14 protein-coding genes are annotated in these 18275 nt (G+C 71.2%); 9 read left to right on the top strand and 5 right to left on the bottom strand.

What is annotated here, in order from left to right; all coding sequences use genetic code 11:
- Positions 1-3 precede the first annotated feature (3 nt).
- The 4 genes from nuoL to JOF41_RS28090 are packed head-to-tail and all read left to right on the top strand — an operon-like array spanning position 4 to position 6087.
- Positions 4-1938, top strand: a complete 1935-nt coding sequence (gene nuoL / locus JOF41_RS28105; protein ID WP_372448498.1) for an NADH-quinone oxidoreductase subunit L — start codon at positions 4-6, stop codon at positions 1936-1938.
- Positions 1935-3497 (top strand): NADH-quinone oxidoreductase subunit M, encoded by a 1563-nt coding sequence (locus tag JOF41_RS28100; RefSeq protein WP_189224086.1) that lies wholly within the window; start codon positions 1935-1937, stop codon positions 3495-3497. The genes nuoL and JOF41_RS28100 overlap by 4 nt, the downstream gene beginning before the upstream one ends.
- Before the next feature lies 1 nt (position 3498).
- Positions 3499-5064: an NADH-quinone oxidoreductase subunit NuoN gene (gene nuoN, locus JOF41_RS28095; RefSeq protein ID WP_209623088.1), complete on the top strand. Its 1566-nt coding sequence runs from the start codon at positions 3499-3501 to the stop codon at positions 5062-5064.
- A gap of 21 nt (positions 5065-5085) precedes the next feature.
- Positions 5086-6087: a polyprenyl synthetase family protein gene (locus tag JOF41_RS28090; RefSeq protein WP_189224087.1), complete on the top strand. Its 1002-nt coding sequence runs from the start codon at positions 5086-5088 to the stop codon at positions 6085-6087.
- Between the two features lie 58 nt (positions 6088-6145).
- Here the strand turns inward: JOF41_RS28090 and rarD are convergent, their stop codons facing one another.
- Positions 6146-7075, bottom strand: a complete 930-nt coding sequence (gene rarD / locus JOF41_RS28085) for an EamA family transporter RarD (protein WP_209623086.1) — start codon at positions 7073-7075, stop codon at positions 6146-6148.
- A gap of 290 nt (positions 7076-7365) precedes the next feature.
- Here rarD and JOF41_RS28080 point away from each other — a divergent pair, with 290 nt between their 5' ends.
- The 3 genes from JOF41_RS28080 (at position 7366) to JOF41_RS28070 (ending at position 11096) form a co-directional block, all read left to right on the top strand.
- Positions 7366-9669: a sunset domain-containing protein gene (locus JOF41_RS28080; RefSeq protein WP_209623084.1), complete on the top strand. Its 2304-nt coding sequence runs from the start codon at positions 7366-7368 to the stop codon at positions 9667-9669.
- 108 nt (positions 9670-9777) lie between these two features.
- On the top strand, positions 9778-10245 hold the full coding sequence (locus JOF41_RS37425) for a helix-turn-helix domain-containing protein (protein ID WP_244989712.1): 468 nt from the start codon (positions 9778-9780) through the stop codon (positions 10243-10245).
- A complete protein-coding gene (locus tag JOF41_RS28070; protein ID WP_307867550.1) occupies positions 10242-11096 on the top strand; it encodes an IS3 family transposase in 855 nt (284 codons plus the stop codon). Before JOF41_RS37425 ends, JOF41_RS28070 begins: the two co-directional genes overlap by 4 nt.
- A 69-nt stretch (positions 11097-11165) precedes the next feature.
- On the opposite strand, the gene JOF41_RS28065 is transcribed toward JOF41_RS28070, so the two are convergent.
- From JOF41_RS28065 to JOF41_RS28050, 4 genes are all read right to left on the bottom strand, one after another.
- Complete coding sequence (locus JOF41_RS28065; RefSeq protein WP_189224090.1) at positions 11166-12221, bottom strand: 2-oxoacid:ferredoxin oxidoreductase subunit beta; 1056 nt, start codon at positions 12219-12221, stop codon at positions 11166-11168.
- Positions 12218-14101 (bottom strand): 2-oxoacid:acceptor oxidoreductase subunit alpha, encoded by a 1884-nt coding sequence (locus JOF41_RS28060; protein WP_189224091.1) that lies wholly within the window; start codon positions 14099-14101, stop codon positions 12218-12220. The genes JOF41_RS28065 and JOF41_RS28060 overlap by 4 nt, the downstream gene beginning before the upstream one ends.
- A gap of 211 nt (positions 14102-14312) precedes the next feature.
- Positions 14313-15074: an enoyl-CoA hydratase gene (locus JOF41_RS28055; protein ID WP_209623082.1), complete on the bottom strand. Its 762-nt coding sequence runs from the start codon at positions 15072-15074 to the stop codon at positions 14313-14315.
- Positions 15075-15083: 9 nt separating this feature from the next.
- Positions 15084-15524, bottom strand: a complete 441-nt coding sequence (locus JOF41_RS28050; RefSeq protein ID WP_189224093.1) for an Lrp/AsnC family transcriptional regulator — start codon at positions 15522-15524, stop codon at positions 15084-15086.
- Between the two features lie 75 nt (positions 15525-15599).
- On the opposite strand from JOF41_RS28050, the gene ddaH reads away from it, so the two are divergent.
- On the top strand, positions 15600-16475 hold the full coding sequence (gene ddaH / locus JOF41_RS28045; RefSeq protein ID WP_209623080.1) for a dimethylargininase: 876 nt from the start codon (positions 15600-15602) through the stop codon (positions 16473-16475).
- A gap of 392 nt (positions 16476-16867) precedes the next feature.
- The gene (locus JOF41_RS28040; RefSeq protein ID WP_189224095.1) at positions 16868-18229 is read left to right on the top strand and encodes a hypothetical protein; all 1362 of its coding nucleotides are present in this window, start codon (positions 16868-16870) and stop codon (positions 18227-18229) included.
- Positions 18230-18275 lie beyond the last annotated feature (46 nt).

The following is an 18275-nucleotide window of genomic DNA, read 5'->3' as shown; positions in this document are numbered from 1 at the left end:
CCGGTGACGGAACCTGTTGCCGCCAGCGGGATCGCGGGTCTCGCCTGGCTGTTGCTCGCCCTGCCCGCGCTCGGCGCGGCGGTGCTGCTGCTCGGTGGCAAGCGCACCGACCGGTGGGGACACCTGCTGGGCTGCGCCACGGTCATCGCCACGTTCGTCTACGGCGCCGCGCTGTTCTTCACCACGCTGGGGCAGAGCCCCGAGGCGCGCACCAGCGAGCTGCACCTGTTCGACTGGGTGCCGGTCAACGCGCTCACCGTGGAGTTCGCGCTGCGGCTGGACCCGCTGTCGCTGACCTTCGTCCTGCTGATCACCGGTGTCGGGTCCCTGATCCACATCTACTCGATCGGCTACATGGCGCACGAGGCGGGCAGGCGGCGGTTCTTCGCCTACCTCAACCTCTTCGTCGCCGCGATGCTGCTGCTGGTGCTGGGCAACGGCTTCGTGACGCTGTACTTCGGCTGGGAGGGCGTGGGCCTGGCCTCCTACCTGCTCATCGGCTGGTACCAGCACAAGCCGGAGGCCGCCTCGGCGGCGAAGAAGGCGTTCCTGATGAACCGGGTCGGCGACCTGGGCCTGGCGATCGCCATCTTCATCATGTTCAAGGAGCTGGGCACCACCCAGTACACCGAGGTCTTCGCCCGCGTCGGCGAGCTGTCCTCGGCCGAGGTGCTGGCGATCACCTTGCTGCTGCTGCTCGGCGCGTGCGGCAAGTCCGGCCAGTTCCCGCTGCAGGCGTGGCTGCCCGACGCGATGGCCGGTCCCACGCCGGTCTCCGCGCTGATCCACGCGGCCACCATGGTCACCGCGGGCGTGTACCTCATCGCCCGCTCGAACCCGATCTACAACCTCAGCGCCGACGGCCGCCTGGTCGTCATGATCATCGGCGCGTTCACGCTGCTGATCGGGTGCGTCATCGGCTGCGCCTACGACGACTTCAAGAAGGTCCTGGCCTACTCCACGGTCAGCCAGATCGGCTACATGATCCTGGCCGTGGGCCTGGGGCCGCTGGGCTACGCGCTGGGCATCATGCACCTGCTGACCCACGGCTTCTTCAAGGCCGGGCTGTTCCTCGGCGCCGGTTCGGTCATGCACGGCATGAACGACGAGGGCAACATCCGCCGGATGGGCGGGCTGGCCAAGCTCATGCCGATCACCTTCGTCACCTGGACGCTGGGCTACCTGGCGCTGATCGGCTTCCCGTTCCTGTCCGGCTACTTCTCCAAGGACGCCATCATCGCCGCGGCGTTCTCCCAGGAGGGCTGGCGCGGCTGGGTCTTCGGCGGCGTGGCCGCGCTGGGCGCGGCGATCACCGCGTTCTACATGACCCGCCTGCTGCTGCTGGTGTTCCTGGGGCAGCCGCGCTGGAAGGAGCTCAAGTCCGAGGACGGCCGCGAGTACCACCCGCACGAGTCGCCGCTGAGCATGACGGTGCCGATGATCGTGCTGGCGTTCGGCTCGGTCGGCGCGGGCTTCTTCTTCTCCTCCGGCGACAACCTGGCGGGCTGGCTGGCCCCGTCGCTGGGCGAGCTGCAGGAGCAGCACGGCGTGCTGGGCCACACCGCGGTCAACTTCCTGACCCTGGGCCTGTCCGCGCTGGGCGTGCTGGTGGCGTGGCTGCTGTTCGGCCGCAAGCCCCAGCCGGTGCGGCGACCCGAGCGGGTGTCGTTCCCGGTCCGCGCCGCGCGCGCCGACCTGTACGGCAACGCGCTCAACGAGGCGCTGTTCGCGCGGCCGGGCACCTGGCTCACCCGCGCGCTGGTGTTCGTGGACAACAAGGGCGTCGACGGCCTGGTCAACGGGACCGCGGCGCTGCTGGGCGGTAGCTCGGGCCGGCTGCGCCGGTTGCAGACCGGGTTCGTGCGCTCGTACGCGCTCTCCATGCTCCTGGGCGCGATCTGCGTCCTGGGCGCGCTGCTGATGGTGAGGTTCTCGTGAGCTGGACGCTGATCGCGCTGCTCCTGCTGCCGCTGGCCGGCAGCCTGGTGGTGGCCTTCCTGCGGGGCAACGACCGGCTCGCCAAGCTGGTCGCGCTCGCGGTCTCCTTGGTGGAGCTGGTGTTCGCGGTGCTGGCCTGGGTCGCCTACGACCCGGACGGCGCCCGCCTGCAGCTGACCAGCTCGGTGGAGTGGATCCCCGCCTTCGGCGTGCGCCTGTCGCTGGGCGTGGACGGCATCGCGCTGGTGATGATCGCGCTCATCGCGTTCCTGGTGCCGGTGGTCATCGGCGGCTCGTGGGCGGACAAGCTGCCCGAGGGCCGCAGCGCGGGCGGGTTCTTCGCGCTGCTGCTGGCCATGCAGACCGGCATGGTCGGCGTGTTCGCGGCCACCGACGTGTTCCTGTTCTACGTGTTCTTCGAGGCCGTGCTGGTCCCGATGTACTTCCTGATCGGCCGCTTCGGCGGGCCGAACCGGCAGTACGCGGCGATGAAGTTCTTCCTCTACTCGCTGCTGGGCGGCCTGGTGATGCTGGCGTCGGTGATCGGCGTCTACGTCGCCGCCGCCGACAAGCTCGGCGAGGGCACGATGGACTGGGCCACCCTGGTCACGGTGACCCGCGACCTGCCGCTGTCCACCCAGATCTGGCTGTTCCTGGGCTTCTTCGCGGCGTTCGCGATCAAGGCGCCGCTGGTGCCGCTGCACACCTGGCTGCCCGACGCGGGCGCCGAGGCGCCGGTGGGCGCGGGCGTGCTGCTGGTCGGCATCCTGGACAAGATCGGCACGTTCGGCTTCCTGCGCTACTGCCTGCCGCTGTTCCCGCTGGCCAGCCAGGAGCTCGCGCCGCTGGTGCTGGTGCTGGCCGTGATCGGCATCCTGTACGGCTCGCTGCTGGCGGTTGGCCAGTCGGACATGAAGCGGTTCGTGGCCTACACCTCGATCGCCCACTTCGGCTTCATCGCGCTGGGCATCTTCGCGTTCAGCTCGCAGGCGGGCGCGGGCGCGGTGCTCTACATGGTCAACCACGGCATCTCCACCGGCATGCTGTTCCTGGTCGTCGGCATGGTGATGGCACGGGGCGGGTCGCGCCTGATCGAGGACTACGGCGGCATGGCGAAGCTGACCCCGGTGCTGGCGGGCCTGTTCTTCGTGGCCGGTCTGTCGTCGCTGGCGCTGCCCGGCACCAACTCGTTCGTCAGCGAGTTCCTGGTGCTGGTCGGCTCCTTCCCCAACGAGCCGGTGTTCACCGTGCTGGCCGCGGTGGGCATGGTGCTGGCCGCGCTGTACGTGCTGTGGCTGTACCAGCGGGTCTTCCAGGGCCCGGTGCGCGGCACCGCGCTGGTCGACGCCACCGGCGGCCCCGGCGCGGCGGTCGACCCGGAGCGGGCCGCCCTGCCCGACCTGGGCAAGCGCGAGCTGGCCGTGCTGGCCCCGCTCGTAGCGCTGATCTTGGTGCTCGGCTTCTACCCGAAGCCGGTGTTGGACGTGATCACCCCGTCGGTCGGGGCGACGCTCAGCGAGGTCGGGGTGGCCGACCCGGTCGCGCAGGAAGGCAAGTGACGTGACGATCCTCGCCCAGGCAGAACGGCTGCAAGCGCCGGAGATCGACTACGCGGCGGTCGCGCCGGTGCTGATCGTGCTCGGCGCGGCCTGCCTCAGCGTGCTGCTGGAGGCGTTCCTGCCCAAGGCGCAGCGGTGGGCGGCCCAGGTCGTGCTCACCCTGCTCACGCTCGCCGCGGCGGGCGCCTCGCTGATCGGCTACGCGGCAGCGGAGGACAACCCCGAGCGCGGCACGGTGACCTTCGCGGGCACCATCGCGGTGGACCGGCCGGTGCTGTTCCTGTGGGCCACCCTGCTGGTGCTGGGGCTGGGCGCGGTGCTGCTCATCGCCGACCGCTCGGTCGAGCCCGGCGGCGCGTTCGTCTCCGACGCGGCGGTGCCGCCCGGCACGCCGCAGGACCGCGCGCGGGCGGGCCGGTTCGGGATGCAGACCGAGGTCTTCCCGCTGACCCTGTTCGCGCTCGGCGGCATGCTGGTCTTCGTCGCGGCGAACGACCTGCTGACCATGTTCATCGCGCTGGAAGTGCTGTCCCTGCCGCTGTACCTGCTGTGCGGCCTGGCCCGCCGTCGCCGCCTGCTGTCGCAGGAGGCCGCGGTGAAGTACTTCCTGCTCGGCGCGTTCGCGTCGGCGTTCTTCCTCTACGGCGTGGCGCTGCTGTACGGCTACTCGGGCTCGGTGAAGCTGGCCGACATCGCCACCGCCACCGCGGGCACCGACCGGTCGGACACGCTGCTGTACGCGGGCTTCGGCCTGCTGGTGGTGGGCCTGCTGTTCAAGGCGTCGGTCGGCCCGTTCCACGCCTGGACCCCGGACGTCTACCAGGGCGCGCCCACGCCGGTGACCGCGTTCATGGCCGCCTGCACCAAGGTGGCCGCGTTCGGCGGCATCCTGCGGGTGCTGTTCGTGGCCTTCGAGCGCTCCAGCTGGGAGTGGAACGGCGTGCTGTGGGGCGTGGCCATCGCGTCCATGGTGATCGGCGCGGTGCTGGGCCTGACCCAGACCGACGTGAAGCGGATGATCGCCTACTCCTCGGTGGCGCACGCGGGCTTCCTGCTGGTCGGCTCCATCACGCTGTCCGACGAGGGCCTGTCCGGCACGATGTTCTACCTGCTGGCCTACGGCTTCACCACGATCGCCGCGTTCGGCGTGGTCAGCCTGGTGCGCACGGGCGAGGGCGAGGCCACCCACCTGTCCCAGTGGGCGGGGCTGGCCAAGCGGTCGCCGGTGGTCGCGGGCGTGTTCACGTTCCTCCTGCTCGCCCTCGCGGGCATCCCGCTCACCAGCGGCTTCGTCGGCAAGTTCGTGGTGTTCGCGGCGGCGGTGCAGCAGGGCATGGCGCCGCTGGTGGTGATCGCGCTGGTGGCCAGCGCGGTGGCCGCGTTCTTCTACCTGCGGGTGATCGTGCTGATGTACTTCAGCGAGCCCGCGGCCGACGGCCCCACGGTCAGCGTGCCGGGCGCGTTCACCACGGTCGCCATCACCCTCGGCGCGGCGATGACGCTGCTGCTGGGCGTCTACCCGGCTTTCGCCCTCGATTGGGCGGGGTCCGGCCAGTTCGTCTTCTAGCCGGTACGTAGGCTTTCGGCTGTGACCAGTAGCGAGCGGGCGGGGACGGGGTTCCGGTTTGCGGACCCCGTGCTCGCGGAGTTGGTTGAGGGCGGGCTGTCCGAGGTGGAGGAGCTGCTGCGCAAGGCCGTGCGCAGCGAGTTCCACCCGGTCGTGGAGACGTCCCTGCACTTGGTGGACGCGGGCGGCAAGCGCATCCGCCCGCTGTTCACGATCCTCTCCGCGCAGTTCGGCACCACCTGGGACCGGGAGAGCGTGCTCAAGGCGGCGGCCGTGGTGGAGCTGACCCACCTGGCCACGCTCTACCACGACGACGTGATGGACGAGGCCACCATGCGCCGCGGCGCGGCCTCGGCCAACGCCAAGTGGGACAACAGCATCGCCATCCTCACCGGCGACTACCTGTTCGCGCACGCCTCGGCGCTGGTGGCGGACCTGGGCACGGACGCGGCCCGGATCATCGCCGAGACCTTCAGCGAGCTGGTCACCGGCCAGATGCGCGAAACCGTGGGCCCGCGCGAGGGCGAGGACCCGGTCGAGCACTACCTGACCACGATCGCGGAGAAGACCGGCTCGCTGATCGCCACCGCCGCCCGCTTCGGCGCGATGTTCTCCGACGCCACCCCCGAGCAGGTCGAGGCGCTCAGCGCGTACGGCGAGGTGATCGGCGCGGCGTTCCAGATCTCCGACGACGTCATCGACATCGCCTCGCCGTCGGAGGAGTCCGGCAAGACGCCCGGCACCGACCTGCGCGAGGGCGTGAAGACGCTGCCGATGCTCTACGCGCTGCAGGACGAGCCGGACTCGCGGCTGGCCGCCCTGCTGGCGGGTCCGATCACCGACGACGCGGAGGTCGTCGAGGCGCTGGAGCTGCTGCGCGCCTCGTCCGGCCTGCGGCGGGCCCGCCACACCCTGGACGAGTACGCCGACCGGGCTCGCGCCCTGCTCGCGCCGCTGCCCGAGGGCACCGCGCGGGACGCCCTCGAATCCGTCAGCGAGTACGTCGTCACCCGCACCCACTGACGCCTGCAAGTACTACCCGACGCCCCCGCCGGGGCCGGTAACCACCACCCGACGCGCGCTACTCCACCGACGCGAGCAGGTGCGGCTTGCGCCTGCGCGAGCGCAGGGCGTCGGTGGTGAACACGGCCAGGGCCACCCACACCAGGGCGAAGCCGAACCAGCGGGACGCGGGCATCGGCTCGTGCTTGACGAACACGCCCCAGGCGAACTGGAGGACCGGCGCGAGGTACTGCAGCATGCCCATGGTGATCAGCGGGACGCGCCGGGCGCCCGCGCCGAACAGCATCAGCGGGATCGCGGTCACCAGGCCTGCGGAGGCCAGCAGCAGCGCGTGCCCGGCACCCAGGTCGAGGAACGTGCCCGCCGGTCCGAGCCAGACCAGGTAGCCCACGGCGACGGGGGCCAGCACGACGCTCTCGGCGGTCAGGCTGGCCGTCGAGTCCAGCGGCACGGTCTTCTTGATCAACCCGTACACGCCGAACGAGCAGGCCAGGACCAGCGACATCCACGGCAGCCGCCCGTAGTCCACGGCCAGCACCACGACCGCCAGCACGGCGATCGCGATCGCCGCACCCTGGAGCGCCCGCAGGCGCTCGCGCAGCACGACCACCCCCAGCAGCACGCTCACCAGCGGGTTGATGAAGTACCCGAGCGCGGCCTCGACCACGTGGCCGGTGTTGACCGCGTGGATGTAGACGCCCCAGTTCACCGCGATCAGCGCCGACGCCGCCGCCACCATGCCCCAACCGCGCCACGACAGCCCGCGCAGCGCGCGCCACCGCCGCAGCACGGCGGTGATCAGCAGCATGAACGCCAGTGACCAGGCGATGCGGTGGGCCAGGATCTCCACCGGACCCGCCGGTTGCAGCAGGGGCCAGAAGGCGGGCACGAGGCCCCACAGGACGTACGCTCCGGCCCCGTAGACGACGCCCCGATTCGGTGAGCGGACGTCTGCTGGGGACGTGGTGGAGGAGGTCAAGGGGGGCACGGAGCAACTGTACGCGGCCCACTACACCGATCGGGTTAACCAACCGGGGTGGCCATCCTCTCCCGCGAGTTGAACCTCCGGAACCCCTGAGTTCGCCGTTCGCGCGCATCCGGCGGCCATCCGACCGGGCGACACGGCCTAGTATTCGATCGCGGCCGGACGTCCGGACGGCCGGGCGCACCCGGCCGCGTGGTCAGGGTAGTTTGGCACCGCTTGGCCGACCGGGGAGCCCGGCGCTGGCGGAGCGTGTCGGGGTGTACGCGGTCTTGGCGGTGGGAGGGTCTCCCGTGGTGTCGCTGTTCGGACAGGTGTGGCTGTGGAGCCTGCTGTCGTTCCTGGCGGGCGTCCTGCTCACCTGGCTGGTGCTGGTCCGCCCGGCCAAGCGCGAGCTGCAGGACCTGGAGCAGCGCCTGCTGCTCTCGCCGCGCCCGGAAGCCGAGCGCGCCCAGGCCGAGCGCACCCAGGTCGAGGTGGCCGCCCCGGCGACCGTCGCGCCCGCCGACGACTTCGACGACTGGACCACCTCCTCCCGCGCCGAGGTGCTGACCCGGCCCGCGCGCCAGGCCCCGCCCCTGTACGACGTGTCCGGCATGCGGCTGGACGACCGCGACTCGCTGCTGGAAGAGCTGGACGACGAGCACCGCCCGCTGTCGGACTTCGAGGAGGAGCACGACTTCCCCGAGTTCGAGCCCGAGGAGCCGCGCTCCCGGTTCGAGCTGCTCAACCCCACCGAGCGGGCCCGCACCCAGGACGCGGTTCGGGGCAATGTCACCCCGGAGGCGGCGGGCGAGGAGAAGGCAGCCCCGGAGAAGGCGGCGGTCCCGGAGAAGACCGGTCCGGAGAAGGCCGGTCCGGAGAAGACCAACCTGCTGCCGCCGGTGGCCGAGGTCGCCCGCGTGCCCGAGGCGCCGACCGCGCCGCCGGAGGTCCCCCCGTTCCAGCCGCGCGAGGTGTGGCGCGGCGAACCCGTGGCGGAGGAGGAGCCGGTCGAGCGCGAGGCTCCGCGTCCCGCGCCGCCCTCGGCGTCCGAGGAGACCACCCTCATCCCGGCGACCGCGCTGGCCGAGGCCATCGCCGAGGTCGACCGGCACCCGCGCGACGAGCAGGCGTGGCCCGACCACGACCTGACCGGCGAGTACCCGGCGGTGCGCGACGAGGACCACGCGCCGACCGAGATCACCCCGGCGGTCCGCGACGAGGACCACGCGCCCACCCAGATCACCCCGCCGGTCGAGGTTCCCGCGCCCCCGGCCCGGTCCGACCGCGCCCGTGCCGACGACGCCGCGTTCGAGCAGTTCCTGGCCGAGCAGCGGCGCTCCGGTGAAGTCGAGCGGCCCGCGGCGGCCCCGCGGCACGAGGTCGAGCCGGAGGAGTCGGAAGCCGAGCGCACCGAGGTGGCCGGACTGGCCCCGGTCGTGCCGCCCGCGTCCGAGCAGGACACCGCTGTCCAGCCCGCGCTGCCCGCCGACACCGCGCCCCTGCACGGCGAGGTCGAGGCGGAAGCCGAACCCCGTCACGCCGAGCCGGAGCCCGTCGAGAGCGAGCCCGAGCCCGCTGAGCCCGAGCCCGCTGGGCCCGAACAGGTGGTGCCCGCGCAGGCCGCACCCGAGCAGGGCACGTCCGAGCAGTCGCCCATGGCGTCCAACCTGGCGGATTTCTGGCGCGAGGCGGCCAAGGACGTGGAGGGGGCGGAGCCCAAGCCGATCAGGTCGTGGCAGGCCAAGCCCGAGCCCGTCCAGGCCGCGCCCGTCCAGGCCGCGCCCGTTCCGCCCGCGCCCGCCGAGCGGCCCGAAGTGGTCGAGGCCGCGCCCGCCGAGCCGACGCCGGAGCCCGATCCGGTCGCCGAGACCAGGCCCCAGCCCAAGGTCGAGGCCGCACCCGTCCAGGCCGCTGCCGCCGAACCCGAGCCCGCGCCCAAGCCCAGGCCCGAGCCCAGGCCCGAGGTCAAGCCCAAGCCCAAGCCGGAGAAGAAGGCCGACAAGAAGCCCGAGCCCGCCCGCTCCCGGTCGCTGTTCGAGCCGCTGGTCAACCCGGAGGACGAGGCGGAGGCCGAGCAGCTGTCCTCGGTCACCAAGCCCACCCCGCCCCCGACCAACGACCAGCCGTTCGTGCCCAAGCTGGCCCCGGAGCTGCTGGCCTCCTCCGGCAACGGCCTGCCGCAGCGCCCGACCCGCCAGCCGGGCAGCAAGCGCGTGCCGCCCACGCCGACCGCGCCGCCCACCGCATCTCCCGCCGCGCCGCCGACCGCGCCGTCCAGCCCCGCGCCCTCGGCCAAGCCCGCCACGCCGCCCCTGCCGCGCCCGGTGCGGCCGAGGCCGGTCGGGTTCAGCCCGAGCACCGGCGGCCGCCCGGTGCCCAGCACCACGCGCTTCCAGCAGCCCGAGGGCTTCAACCCGCGCTCGCCGTTCGGGCCGGGCTCGGTGCTGCCCAAGTCCGACGGCAAGGCGCCCGCCCCGGAGTTCCAGATCAAGGCCACGCTGACCGGCCGCCGCTACTTCACCGCCGAGTCGGCGAACTTCCGGGAGACCAGGGCGGACGTCTGGTTCCGCACCACCGCCGACGCCGAGAAGGCCGGGTTCCGCCCCGCCCCGTGACGCGGGTGCGAAAAAGGGGCTCCCCGTGGCTGAACCGCTCCCCGGAAGTTGGACTGGAAATTCAGTTCCGACTCTCCGGGGAGCGGTTTGGTGCATCCAGGAAGTTCGTTGTCCGAGCGGCAGCGGGAGACCGCTGTGGCGTTGTTCGAGGCCGGGTATGGCGCGAAGGCCGTGGCGACCCGGTTGGGCGTGTCCAGGACCGCGGTGCGACGCTTGCATGATCGTTGGAGGCTGTGGAGCGCGGGAGCGCTGATGGACAAGCCGGGCAAGCGGTCGTTCACGTTCGAGTTCAAGCTCGGGGTCGTGCGCCGGTTTGTGGGCGGTGAGGCGACCGCGGCCGAGTTGGCGCGCGAGCATGATCTGTCCTCGCCCAAGCTGGTGGAGAACTGGGTGCGGGCGTATCGGCGTGAGGGCGAGGACGCCTTGCGGCCCAAGCCGAAAGGTCGTCCGGCGGCAGCCCCGGACCCGTCCGGGCCCAGTGAGCTGGAGCGGTTGCGGGCCGAGAACCTGCGGCTGTCCGCGAAGGTGGCCTACCTGGAAAAATTGCGGGCCTTGAGGGAACAGGGGCGAGGGTGAAAGCACAGGTCGTCGCCACTCTCAAGGCCGAGTATCCGCTGGCGGTGCTGCTGGAGGTCGCGGGCCTGGCCCGGTCGACGTTCTTCTACCACCAGGCCCGGCTCACACGACCCGATCCGCACGCCGACCTCAAGACCGCGATCACGGAGGTGTTCGAGCAGGCCCGTGGCCGCTACGGGCATCGGCGGGTGCACACGGTGCTGACCCGTCAAGGCCGGCGGGTGGCCAAGAAGACCGTGCTGAAACTGATGAACGTCCTCGGCCTGGTCTGCAAGGTGCGGCGTCGGCGGCGGTACCGGTCCTGGCTCGGGCAGACCGGCACGGTCGCCGAGAACGTGCTGAACCGCCGGTTCGGCGCCGAGGCACCGGACACGAAGTGGGTCACCGACGTGACCGAGTTCCGCATCGGGGACCGCAAGGTCTACCTGTCACCGGTGATCGACCTGTTCGACCGGTCCGTGGTGGCCTATTCGCACGGCCCGTCCCCGACGCTGGAGCTGACGAACTCCTCGCTGCGCGGGGCCATCGCCACCCTGCCCGCCGGCAGGACTCCCCTCGTGCACTCCGACCAGGGCTTCCAGTACCAGCACTCCTCCTGGCGCATTCTGCTCGACGACGCGGGCCTGACGCAGTCGATGTCCCGCCGGGCCAACTGCCTGGACAACTCGATCGCCGAAAACTTCTTCGGCCACGTGAAGGAGGAGCTGTTCCACCACACCAGGTTCGACACCGTCGAGGAGTTCACCACAGCCCTGGACGACTACCTCGCCTGGTACAACACCACCCGCATCTCCACCACGCTCGAGGGCCTGAGCCCGGTCGAATACCGAGCCCAGGCCCTCGCGGCCTAACCTTCAGTTAGCCAGTCCAACTTCCGAGGACCAGTTCACAGGCGGGGAGCCCCTTTTTTCGCGCTGGGATCAGCCCGCCACGGTCCAGGTGTCGTTGCCGTGCAGCAGCTTCGCCAGGTCCGGCGTCTTGGCCTCGCGGGCCTGCGCCACCTGGGCGCGTGCCGCGTCGTCGTACGTGGTCCGCGCGACGTTGCGGAACACGCCGGTGACGGTGTGCTGGAGGTCCTGCGTCGACAGCCGCGACAGCGCGAACGCCAGGTTCAGGTCCGAAGCGTCGTGCACCACGACGTCCTCGGGCGCGACGTCGGCCGTCTTGGCCACGGTCAGCCCGAACCCGTCGCGCACCACGGCCAGCTCGCCGCCGCCGAAGGTGATCGGCTCGCCGTCGACCACGTTGATGATCCGCCGCGCCGCCGAGTCCGCGTCCTTGAGCACGTCGAACGCGCCGTCGTTGAAGATCGGGCAGTTCTGGTAGATCTCCACCAGCGCCGACCCCCGGTGCTCGGCGGCCTGCCGCAGCACCGAGGTCAGCCCGGCCCGGTCGGAGTCGACCGCGCGCCCGACGAACGTGGCCTCCGCGCCCAGCGCCAGCGACACCGGGTTGAACGGGTGGTCCAGCGACCCGAACGGCGTGGACTTGGTGACCTTGCCCTCCTCGGAGGTGGGCGAGTACTGGCCCTTGGTCAGCCCGTAGATCCGGTTGTTGAACAGCAGGATCTTGAGGTTGACGTTGCGCCGCAGCGTGTGGATCAGGTGGTTGCCGCCGATGGACAGCGCGTCGCCGTCACCGGTGACCACCCACACCGACAGGTCCGGCCGGGCCACCGCGAGACCGGTGGCGATGGCCGGGGCGCGCCCGTGGATCGAGTGCATCCCGTAGGTGTTCATGTAGTACGGGAACCGCGACGAGCAGCCGATCCCCGAGACGAACACGATGTTCTCGCGCTTGAGGCCGAGCGTGGGCAGGAACGACTGGACGGCGTTGAGCACGACGTAGTCGCCGCAGCCGGGACACCACCGGACCTCCTGGTCCGACTTGTAGTCCTTGGCCTTCTGCGGCTGGTCGGCCGTCGGCACCCCGTCCAGGCCCCCCAGGCCCGGCAGACCCAGATCGATCGCCGTCACGCGGGCACTCCCTTGATCACGTCGGTGAGCACGTCCTGCAGCTCCTCCGCCTTGAAGGGGAGGCCCTGCACCTTGGTGTAGGAGATGGCGTCGACCAGGTACTTGGCCCTCAACAGCAACGCCAGCTGCCCGAGGTTCATCTCCGGCACGATCACCCGCTCGTACCGGCTGAGCACGTCGCCCAGGTTCTTGGGGAACGGGTTGAGGTGCCGCAGGTGCGCGTGCGCCACGGGCATCCCCTGCTTGCGCACCCGGCGCGCGGCGGCGCCGATCGGGCCGTAGGAGGAGCCCCAGCCCACCACCAGCACCCGCGCCTGGCCGGACGGGTCGTCCACCACGACGTCGGGCACCTCGATGCCGTCGACCTTGCGCTGCCGCAGCCGCACCATGAAGTCGTGGTTGGCCGGGTCGTAGGAGATGTTGCCGGTGCCGTCGGCCTTCTCCAGCCCGCCGATGCGGTGCTGCAGCCCCGGCGTGCCCGGCACCGCCCAGGCCCGCGCCAGCGTCTCCTGGTCGCGCAGGTAGGGCCAGAACGCGCCGTCCGGGCCGTTGGGCTCGGTGGCGAAGTCCACCCGCAGGTCCGGCAGGCTGTCCACGTCCGGGATCAGCCACGGCTCGGAGCCGTTGGCGATGGCCCCGTCGGACAGCAGCAGCACCGGGGTGCGGTAGGTCAGCGCGATGCGCACCGCGTCCAGCGCCGCGTCGAAGCAGTCGGCGGGCGACTGGGGGGCCACCACCGGGACCGGGGACTCGCCGTTGCGGCCGAACATGGCCTGCAGCAGGTCGGCCTGCTCGGTCTTGGTGGGCAGGCCGGTGGACGGGCCGCCGCGCTGCACGTCGATGATCACCAGCGGCAGCTCGGTCATCACGGCAAGGCCGATGGTCTCGGACTTGAGCGCGATGCCGGGGCCGGAGGTGGAGGTCACGCCCAGCGCGCCGCCGTAGGAGGCGCCCAGCGCCGCGCCGATGCCCGCGATCTCGTCCTCGGCCTGCAGCGTGGTGATGCCGAAGTGCTTGTGCTTGGACAGCTCGTGCAGGATGTCCGAGGCGGGCGTGATCGGGTAGGTGCCCAGCACCACGGGCAGCTCGGCGCGCTGGCCCGCGGCCACGATCCCGTACGCCAGCGCGGTGTTGCCGGTGATCTGCCGGTAGGTGCCCAGCGGCAGCTTGGCCGGGGCGACCTCGAAGGTCACCGCGAACGACTCGGTGGTCTCGCCGTAGTTCCAGCCCGCGCGGAAGGCGAGCACGTTGGCCTCGGCGATCTCGGGCTTGCGGGCGAACTTTTCGCGCAGGAACCGCTCGGTGCCCTCGGTCGGCCGGTGGTACATCCACGACAGCAGGCCCAGCGCGAACATGTTCTTGGCCCGCTCGGCGTCCTTCTTGCCCAGGCCGGTGTGCTCCAGCGCGCCGATGGTCAGCGTGGCCATGGCGACCTTGTGCACCTGGTAGGCGTCGAGGGAGCCGTCCTCCAGCGGGTCGCCGTCGTAGCCGACCTTGGTCAGGTTGCGCTTGGTGAACTCGTCGGTGTTGACGATCAGCGTGCCGCCGTGCGGCAGGTCGCCGATGTTGGCCTTGAGCGCCGCCGGGTTCATCGCCACCAGCACGTCCGGCCGGTCGCCGGGGGTCAGGATGTCGTAGTCGGCGAAGTGCAGCTGGAAGCTGGACACACCGGGCAGGGTGCCCTGGGGCGCCCGGATCTCGGCCGGGAAGTTGGGCAGTGTCGCGAGGTCGTTGCCGAAGGCCGCGGCCTCGGAGGTGAAGCGGTCGCCGGTCAGCTGCATCCCGTCGCCGGAGTCGCCAGCGAACCGGATCACCACCCGATCCAGCTTGCGGATCTCGACGCCCTCCGCCGAGGCGCCGTTACCCAGGTCGGTAGTCATCTCCTACGCCGATCCCTCTCTTCACGAAGGAGCGAGCTGCTGCCTGCCCCTAGGCGAGGGTAGTCGTGGACGCGGTGGGGCCGGTTCTCCCCATACCACTGTGCGGGATGATCCGTTCCACTCCACGTCGTGGCGGGAAGTGCGAGGAAAGTCTCACCGCCGACCGGTAACTGCTGCTTCACGTCGTGTCCTTCGGGCGGTGGCGGCCAGGTCAGCCGCGACCGCTGATGCGGGCCTTCATGGCCTGGAGTTTCGCCGCGAACTCCGGTGTCGCGATCGAGGCGACCTGGGGGACCAATTCGGTGTCCACGGCCTGTGCACGACTGGTCAACGCTGCGGTGGTCCGCATAGTGCCCTTGGAGGTGCGCAGCAGTTCGCGGGGCGCTTCCGCGGCGGCGCGGGCCAGCGCCACGGCCGCGGCGACCAGCTCGTCGTGCCCGCCGTCCACCCGTTCCCAGGCCAGCCCGCGCCGCACCGCCGCGTCGGCGTCGAGGGCCTGGCCGAGCAGCGTCATCGCGGCCGCGGTCTGCGGGCCGACCAGGCGCTGCAGCATCCAGGTCATGCCGCCGCCGGGGTGGATGCCCAGTTGCAGGAACCGCGCGTCGAACCGCGCCCGAGGGCCCGCCAGCCGCACGTCGCAGGCCAGCGCCAGGTTCAGGCCCGCGCCCACCGCCGCGCCGCCCACGGCCGCGATGGTGGGCAGCGAGCAGTCCGCCACGGCCAGGAACCCGGCGTAGATCCGGCGCAGCCCCTCCTCGCGGGCCTCGCCGAGCGCGGTGAGGTCGGCGCCCGCGCAGAACGCCGGGGGAGCGCCGGTGACCACGACGGCGTTGACCTCCTCGTCCCGCTCGCACGCGCGCACCGCGTCGGCCAGCCGGTCGGACAGGTCCGGGGTCAGCGCGTTGCGCCGGTCCGGGTCGTGCACGGTGATCACGGCGACGCGGTCGGAGCGGTCCAGCAGCACCTCGGGCATGGCGCGACTCTACGGAGCGGGCGGCCGGTCCAGCAGGCGGGACAGCACCACGGTGGAGACGGTGCGGTCGATGATCTCCACCGCGCGCAGCCGCTCCAGCGCGGTCTCCAGGTGGTGGATGCTGCCCGCGCGCAGGTGCACGATCGCGTCGGCCGCGCCGGAGACCGTGTAGGCGGCCATGACCTCGGCCATCGGCTCCAGCCGCGACTGGATGTCGTGCGGCGCGACGTTGCCCTTGCAGTGCACCTCCACGAACGCCTCGGTGCCCCAGCCCAGCTGCTCCGGGTCGACCACCGCGGTGAACCCGCGCAGCACGCCGGTGTCCAGCAGCTTGTCCACCCGCCGCTTCACCGCGGGCGCGGACAGGCCCACCTCCTTGCCGATGTCGGCGTAGCTGGAGCGGGCGTTGGCCATCAGGCACGAAATGATCCGCTGGTCGATCGAGTCCACACGCAACATTCTGCACCAGCCAACGCAAGACTGCGGCGTTGTTCGCTGGTCAGGCGCTCATTTACATTTCGATCCATGACTTCGGTGTCCATCTTGGGCGGTGCGGAGCCGGTCGTGCTCGACGTCGCCGCCCCCGCAGCGCCCGCCCGCGTGCCGACCGCCCGCCGGTACCTGATGTGCGAGCCGGAGCACTTCACGGTCGAGTACCGGATCAACCCGTGGATGGACCCGAGCAGGCCGGTCGACACCGGCTTGGCGGTCGAGCAGTGGACGGCGCTGAAGGAGACCTACGAGCGCCTCGGCCACCGGGTCGACCTGATCGACCCGGTGCCCGGCCTGCCCGACATGGTCTTCGCCGCCAACTCCGGCACCGTGGTGGACGGCCGCGTGCTGGGTGCCCGCTTCCGGGCCCCGCAGCGGGCCGCCGAGGCCGAGCACTTCCGCCGCTGGTTCCTGGCCAACGGCTACCGGGACGTGGTGATGCCGTCGCGGATCAACGAGGCCGAGGGCGACTTCGCGTGGACCGGGTCGCTGCTGCTGGCGGGCACCGGGTTCCGCACCGACCCGCAGGCGCACGCCGAGGCCCAGGAGGTGCTGGGCGTCCCCGTGGTGTCGCTGCAACTGGTGGACCCCCGGTACTACCACTTGGACGTGGCGCTGGTCGTGCTGTCGGAGGACCTGGTGGCGTACTACCCCGAGGCGTTCTCGCCGGGGTCGCGGCGGGTGCTGCGGCGGCTGTACCCCGACGCGGTGCTGGCGACCGCCGACGACGCCGCCTGCCTGGGGCTCAACGCCGTCTCCGACGGGCGCAACGTGGTGCTGCCGGTGGAGGCGACGCATTTGGCCGAGCAGGTCGCGCGGCGCGGTTTCGAGCCGATTCCGGTGGACATCTCGGAACTGCGCAAGTCCGGCGGCGGCCCCAAGTGCTGCACGCTGGAAATCCGGGACTGAACCGGTTCACCCGCAGCTCCGCCGCACTGCTTTCCAAAATGCCCATCCTTCCGCCCAGGCCCGCGTGGACCTGGGCGGAAGTGTGCGGTGCGGCGGACTGAACGCTACTGAACGGAGAGTAAGGATTCCTGATTTCGTCGGCACTCTGCCGAATGAGGGATTTCACTCGCGAAGCTTTTCGAAAGCTTTCGACAGTCGTTGACAACTCATTGCGCCAGTCGAACACTGATCGCGCAGGCAGAGTGTGAGTGACTCTGCTGACCTGGTCATCCGCCGCGCCCGGTCCGTCCGGTCGCCGACCGCCCGAAGACCGGCCGAACCGCCCCTTGCGTGACCGCGCAGTGCCCCGCGCCGCCATCCAGACACCGGTCACACCTCGTGGAGGGCATGTGATGCACGTTCGACCACACCGGTCCCGCTTACTGTCAATAGCGGCGATCACCGCGCTGGCGGTCGGCGGCGGGGTCGTCGGGGCCAGCGCCGCCCCGCCCGCCGACAACCCGGACTGGGGCAGGGCGCTGCCCCCGGCGTCCGCGCCGACCAGCATGGCCTACGACCTGATCACCAAGGCGGACGGCAACGGCTACACCCCGCGCGGCAACGAGTGCTCGCGGGAGGTCCACGCGCGCTACTGGACCTACGGGCCCGACGGCAAGGTCTACCCGACCTGGCACCCGGCGCGCGACCCGAGCGGCTGCTCCTTCGGCCACGAGCACGGCGACGACCCGCGCTCCTCGGAGCTGTTCTCCACGGTGAAGTGGCCCACCTTCGGCTACACCAGCGAAGTGATGATGACCAGCAAGCCCGGCGGCGTGCACCGGCACGAGGACCACGTCGGCCACAAGGTGCTCGCGGTCAACAACTCCAACGTCATCCAGGGCGACAACGGCTTCAGCTTCTTCCCGCCCAACGGCCCCACCATCGCCGTCTGCGACGTCCTGCTGAAGTTCCACCAGGGCACCCACTCGCCCGACGCGTTCACCAACAACGCGCACGAGCTGGTCTACAACAACCGCTGCACGCACAACAGCAACGGCCAGGTCAGCGAGGCCCGGTTCACCGCGCTGATCCCCAGCGGACGCCCCGGCGGCTTCGGCAGCACCGACTGCCCCGGCCCCAACCTGGGCGGCAAGTTCACCTCGGTGGGCCAGGCCGTGCCGCCGGACTCCCCGTCGGACACCCGCTCGCTGGGCAGGCTGATCACCGACCCGAGCTGCGTCCAGGCGATCCGCGAGGGCAAGACGCACTACGAGGTGATCACCGGCCGGGAGGTGCCGTTCGACACCAACGACCTGCACGAGTTCTGGTTCTCCGACGTCACGGTGAGCAACTCGCAGCTGTCGTTCACCGTCGCGCCGCTGTTCTACGTGCTCAACCCGAGCCGCTACTACAACGCCTCGGCGCCGGACAAGCTGTCCCGCCAGGTCGACCTGTGCTACGAGGGCATCCGCGGCGCGTACTGCGACCAGGTCCGCCAGATCACCCAGCAGACCGGGCAGCGGGTGGCCTGGGACGACACGCGGTCGCCGTTCAAGGGCACGCTGCGCGAGTTCCGGCCCGGCACGTTCAGCGTGCGCAACAGCGGACCGGCGAAGGTCTACACCGACGTGTACGGCCGCAACCCGTCGACGACGCCGTTCACCGGCTCGATCGAGCAGTACTTCTCCGGCAACCAGAACACGCAGATGTACGTCCGGGGCGCTACGCGGGACTACAACGCCAATCCGGCGGACGGCATCCACGCCCCGAACTGATCTACCACCGATCCGCCGAAGGATGTCACCCAACCGGCTGAGCGGT

The sequence above is a fragment of the Saccharothrix coeruleofusca genome, assembly GCF_017876325.1.
GTDB classification, from domain to species: domain Bacteria; phylum Actinomycetota; class Actinomycetes; order Mycobacteriales; family Pseudonocardiaceae; genus Actinosynnema; species Actinosynnema coeruleofuscum.
This window is presented reverse-complemented; position numbering and strand designations above follow the sequence as displayed.

Bases quoted from the DNA above. Each gene is read 5' to 3' on its own strand.
- JOF41_RS28060 (WP_189224091.1), bottom strand. From the start codon at position 14,101: ATGACTACCGACCTGGGTAACGGCGCCTCGGCGGAGGGCGTCGAGATC.
- JOF41_RS28055 (WP_209623082.1), bottom strand. From the start codon at position 15,074: ATGCCCGAGGTGCTGCTGGACCGCTCCGACCGCGTCGCCGTGATCACC.
- JOF41_RS28040 (WP_189224095.1), top strand. From the start codon at position 16,868: ATGCACGTTCGACCACACCGGTCCCGCTTACTGTCAATAGCGGCGATC.
- ddaH (WP_209623080.1), top strand. From the start codon at position 15,600: ATGACTTCGGTGTCCATCTTGGGCGGTGCGGAGCCGGTCGTGCTCGAC.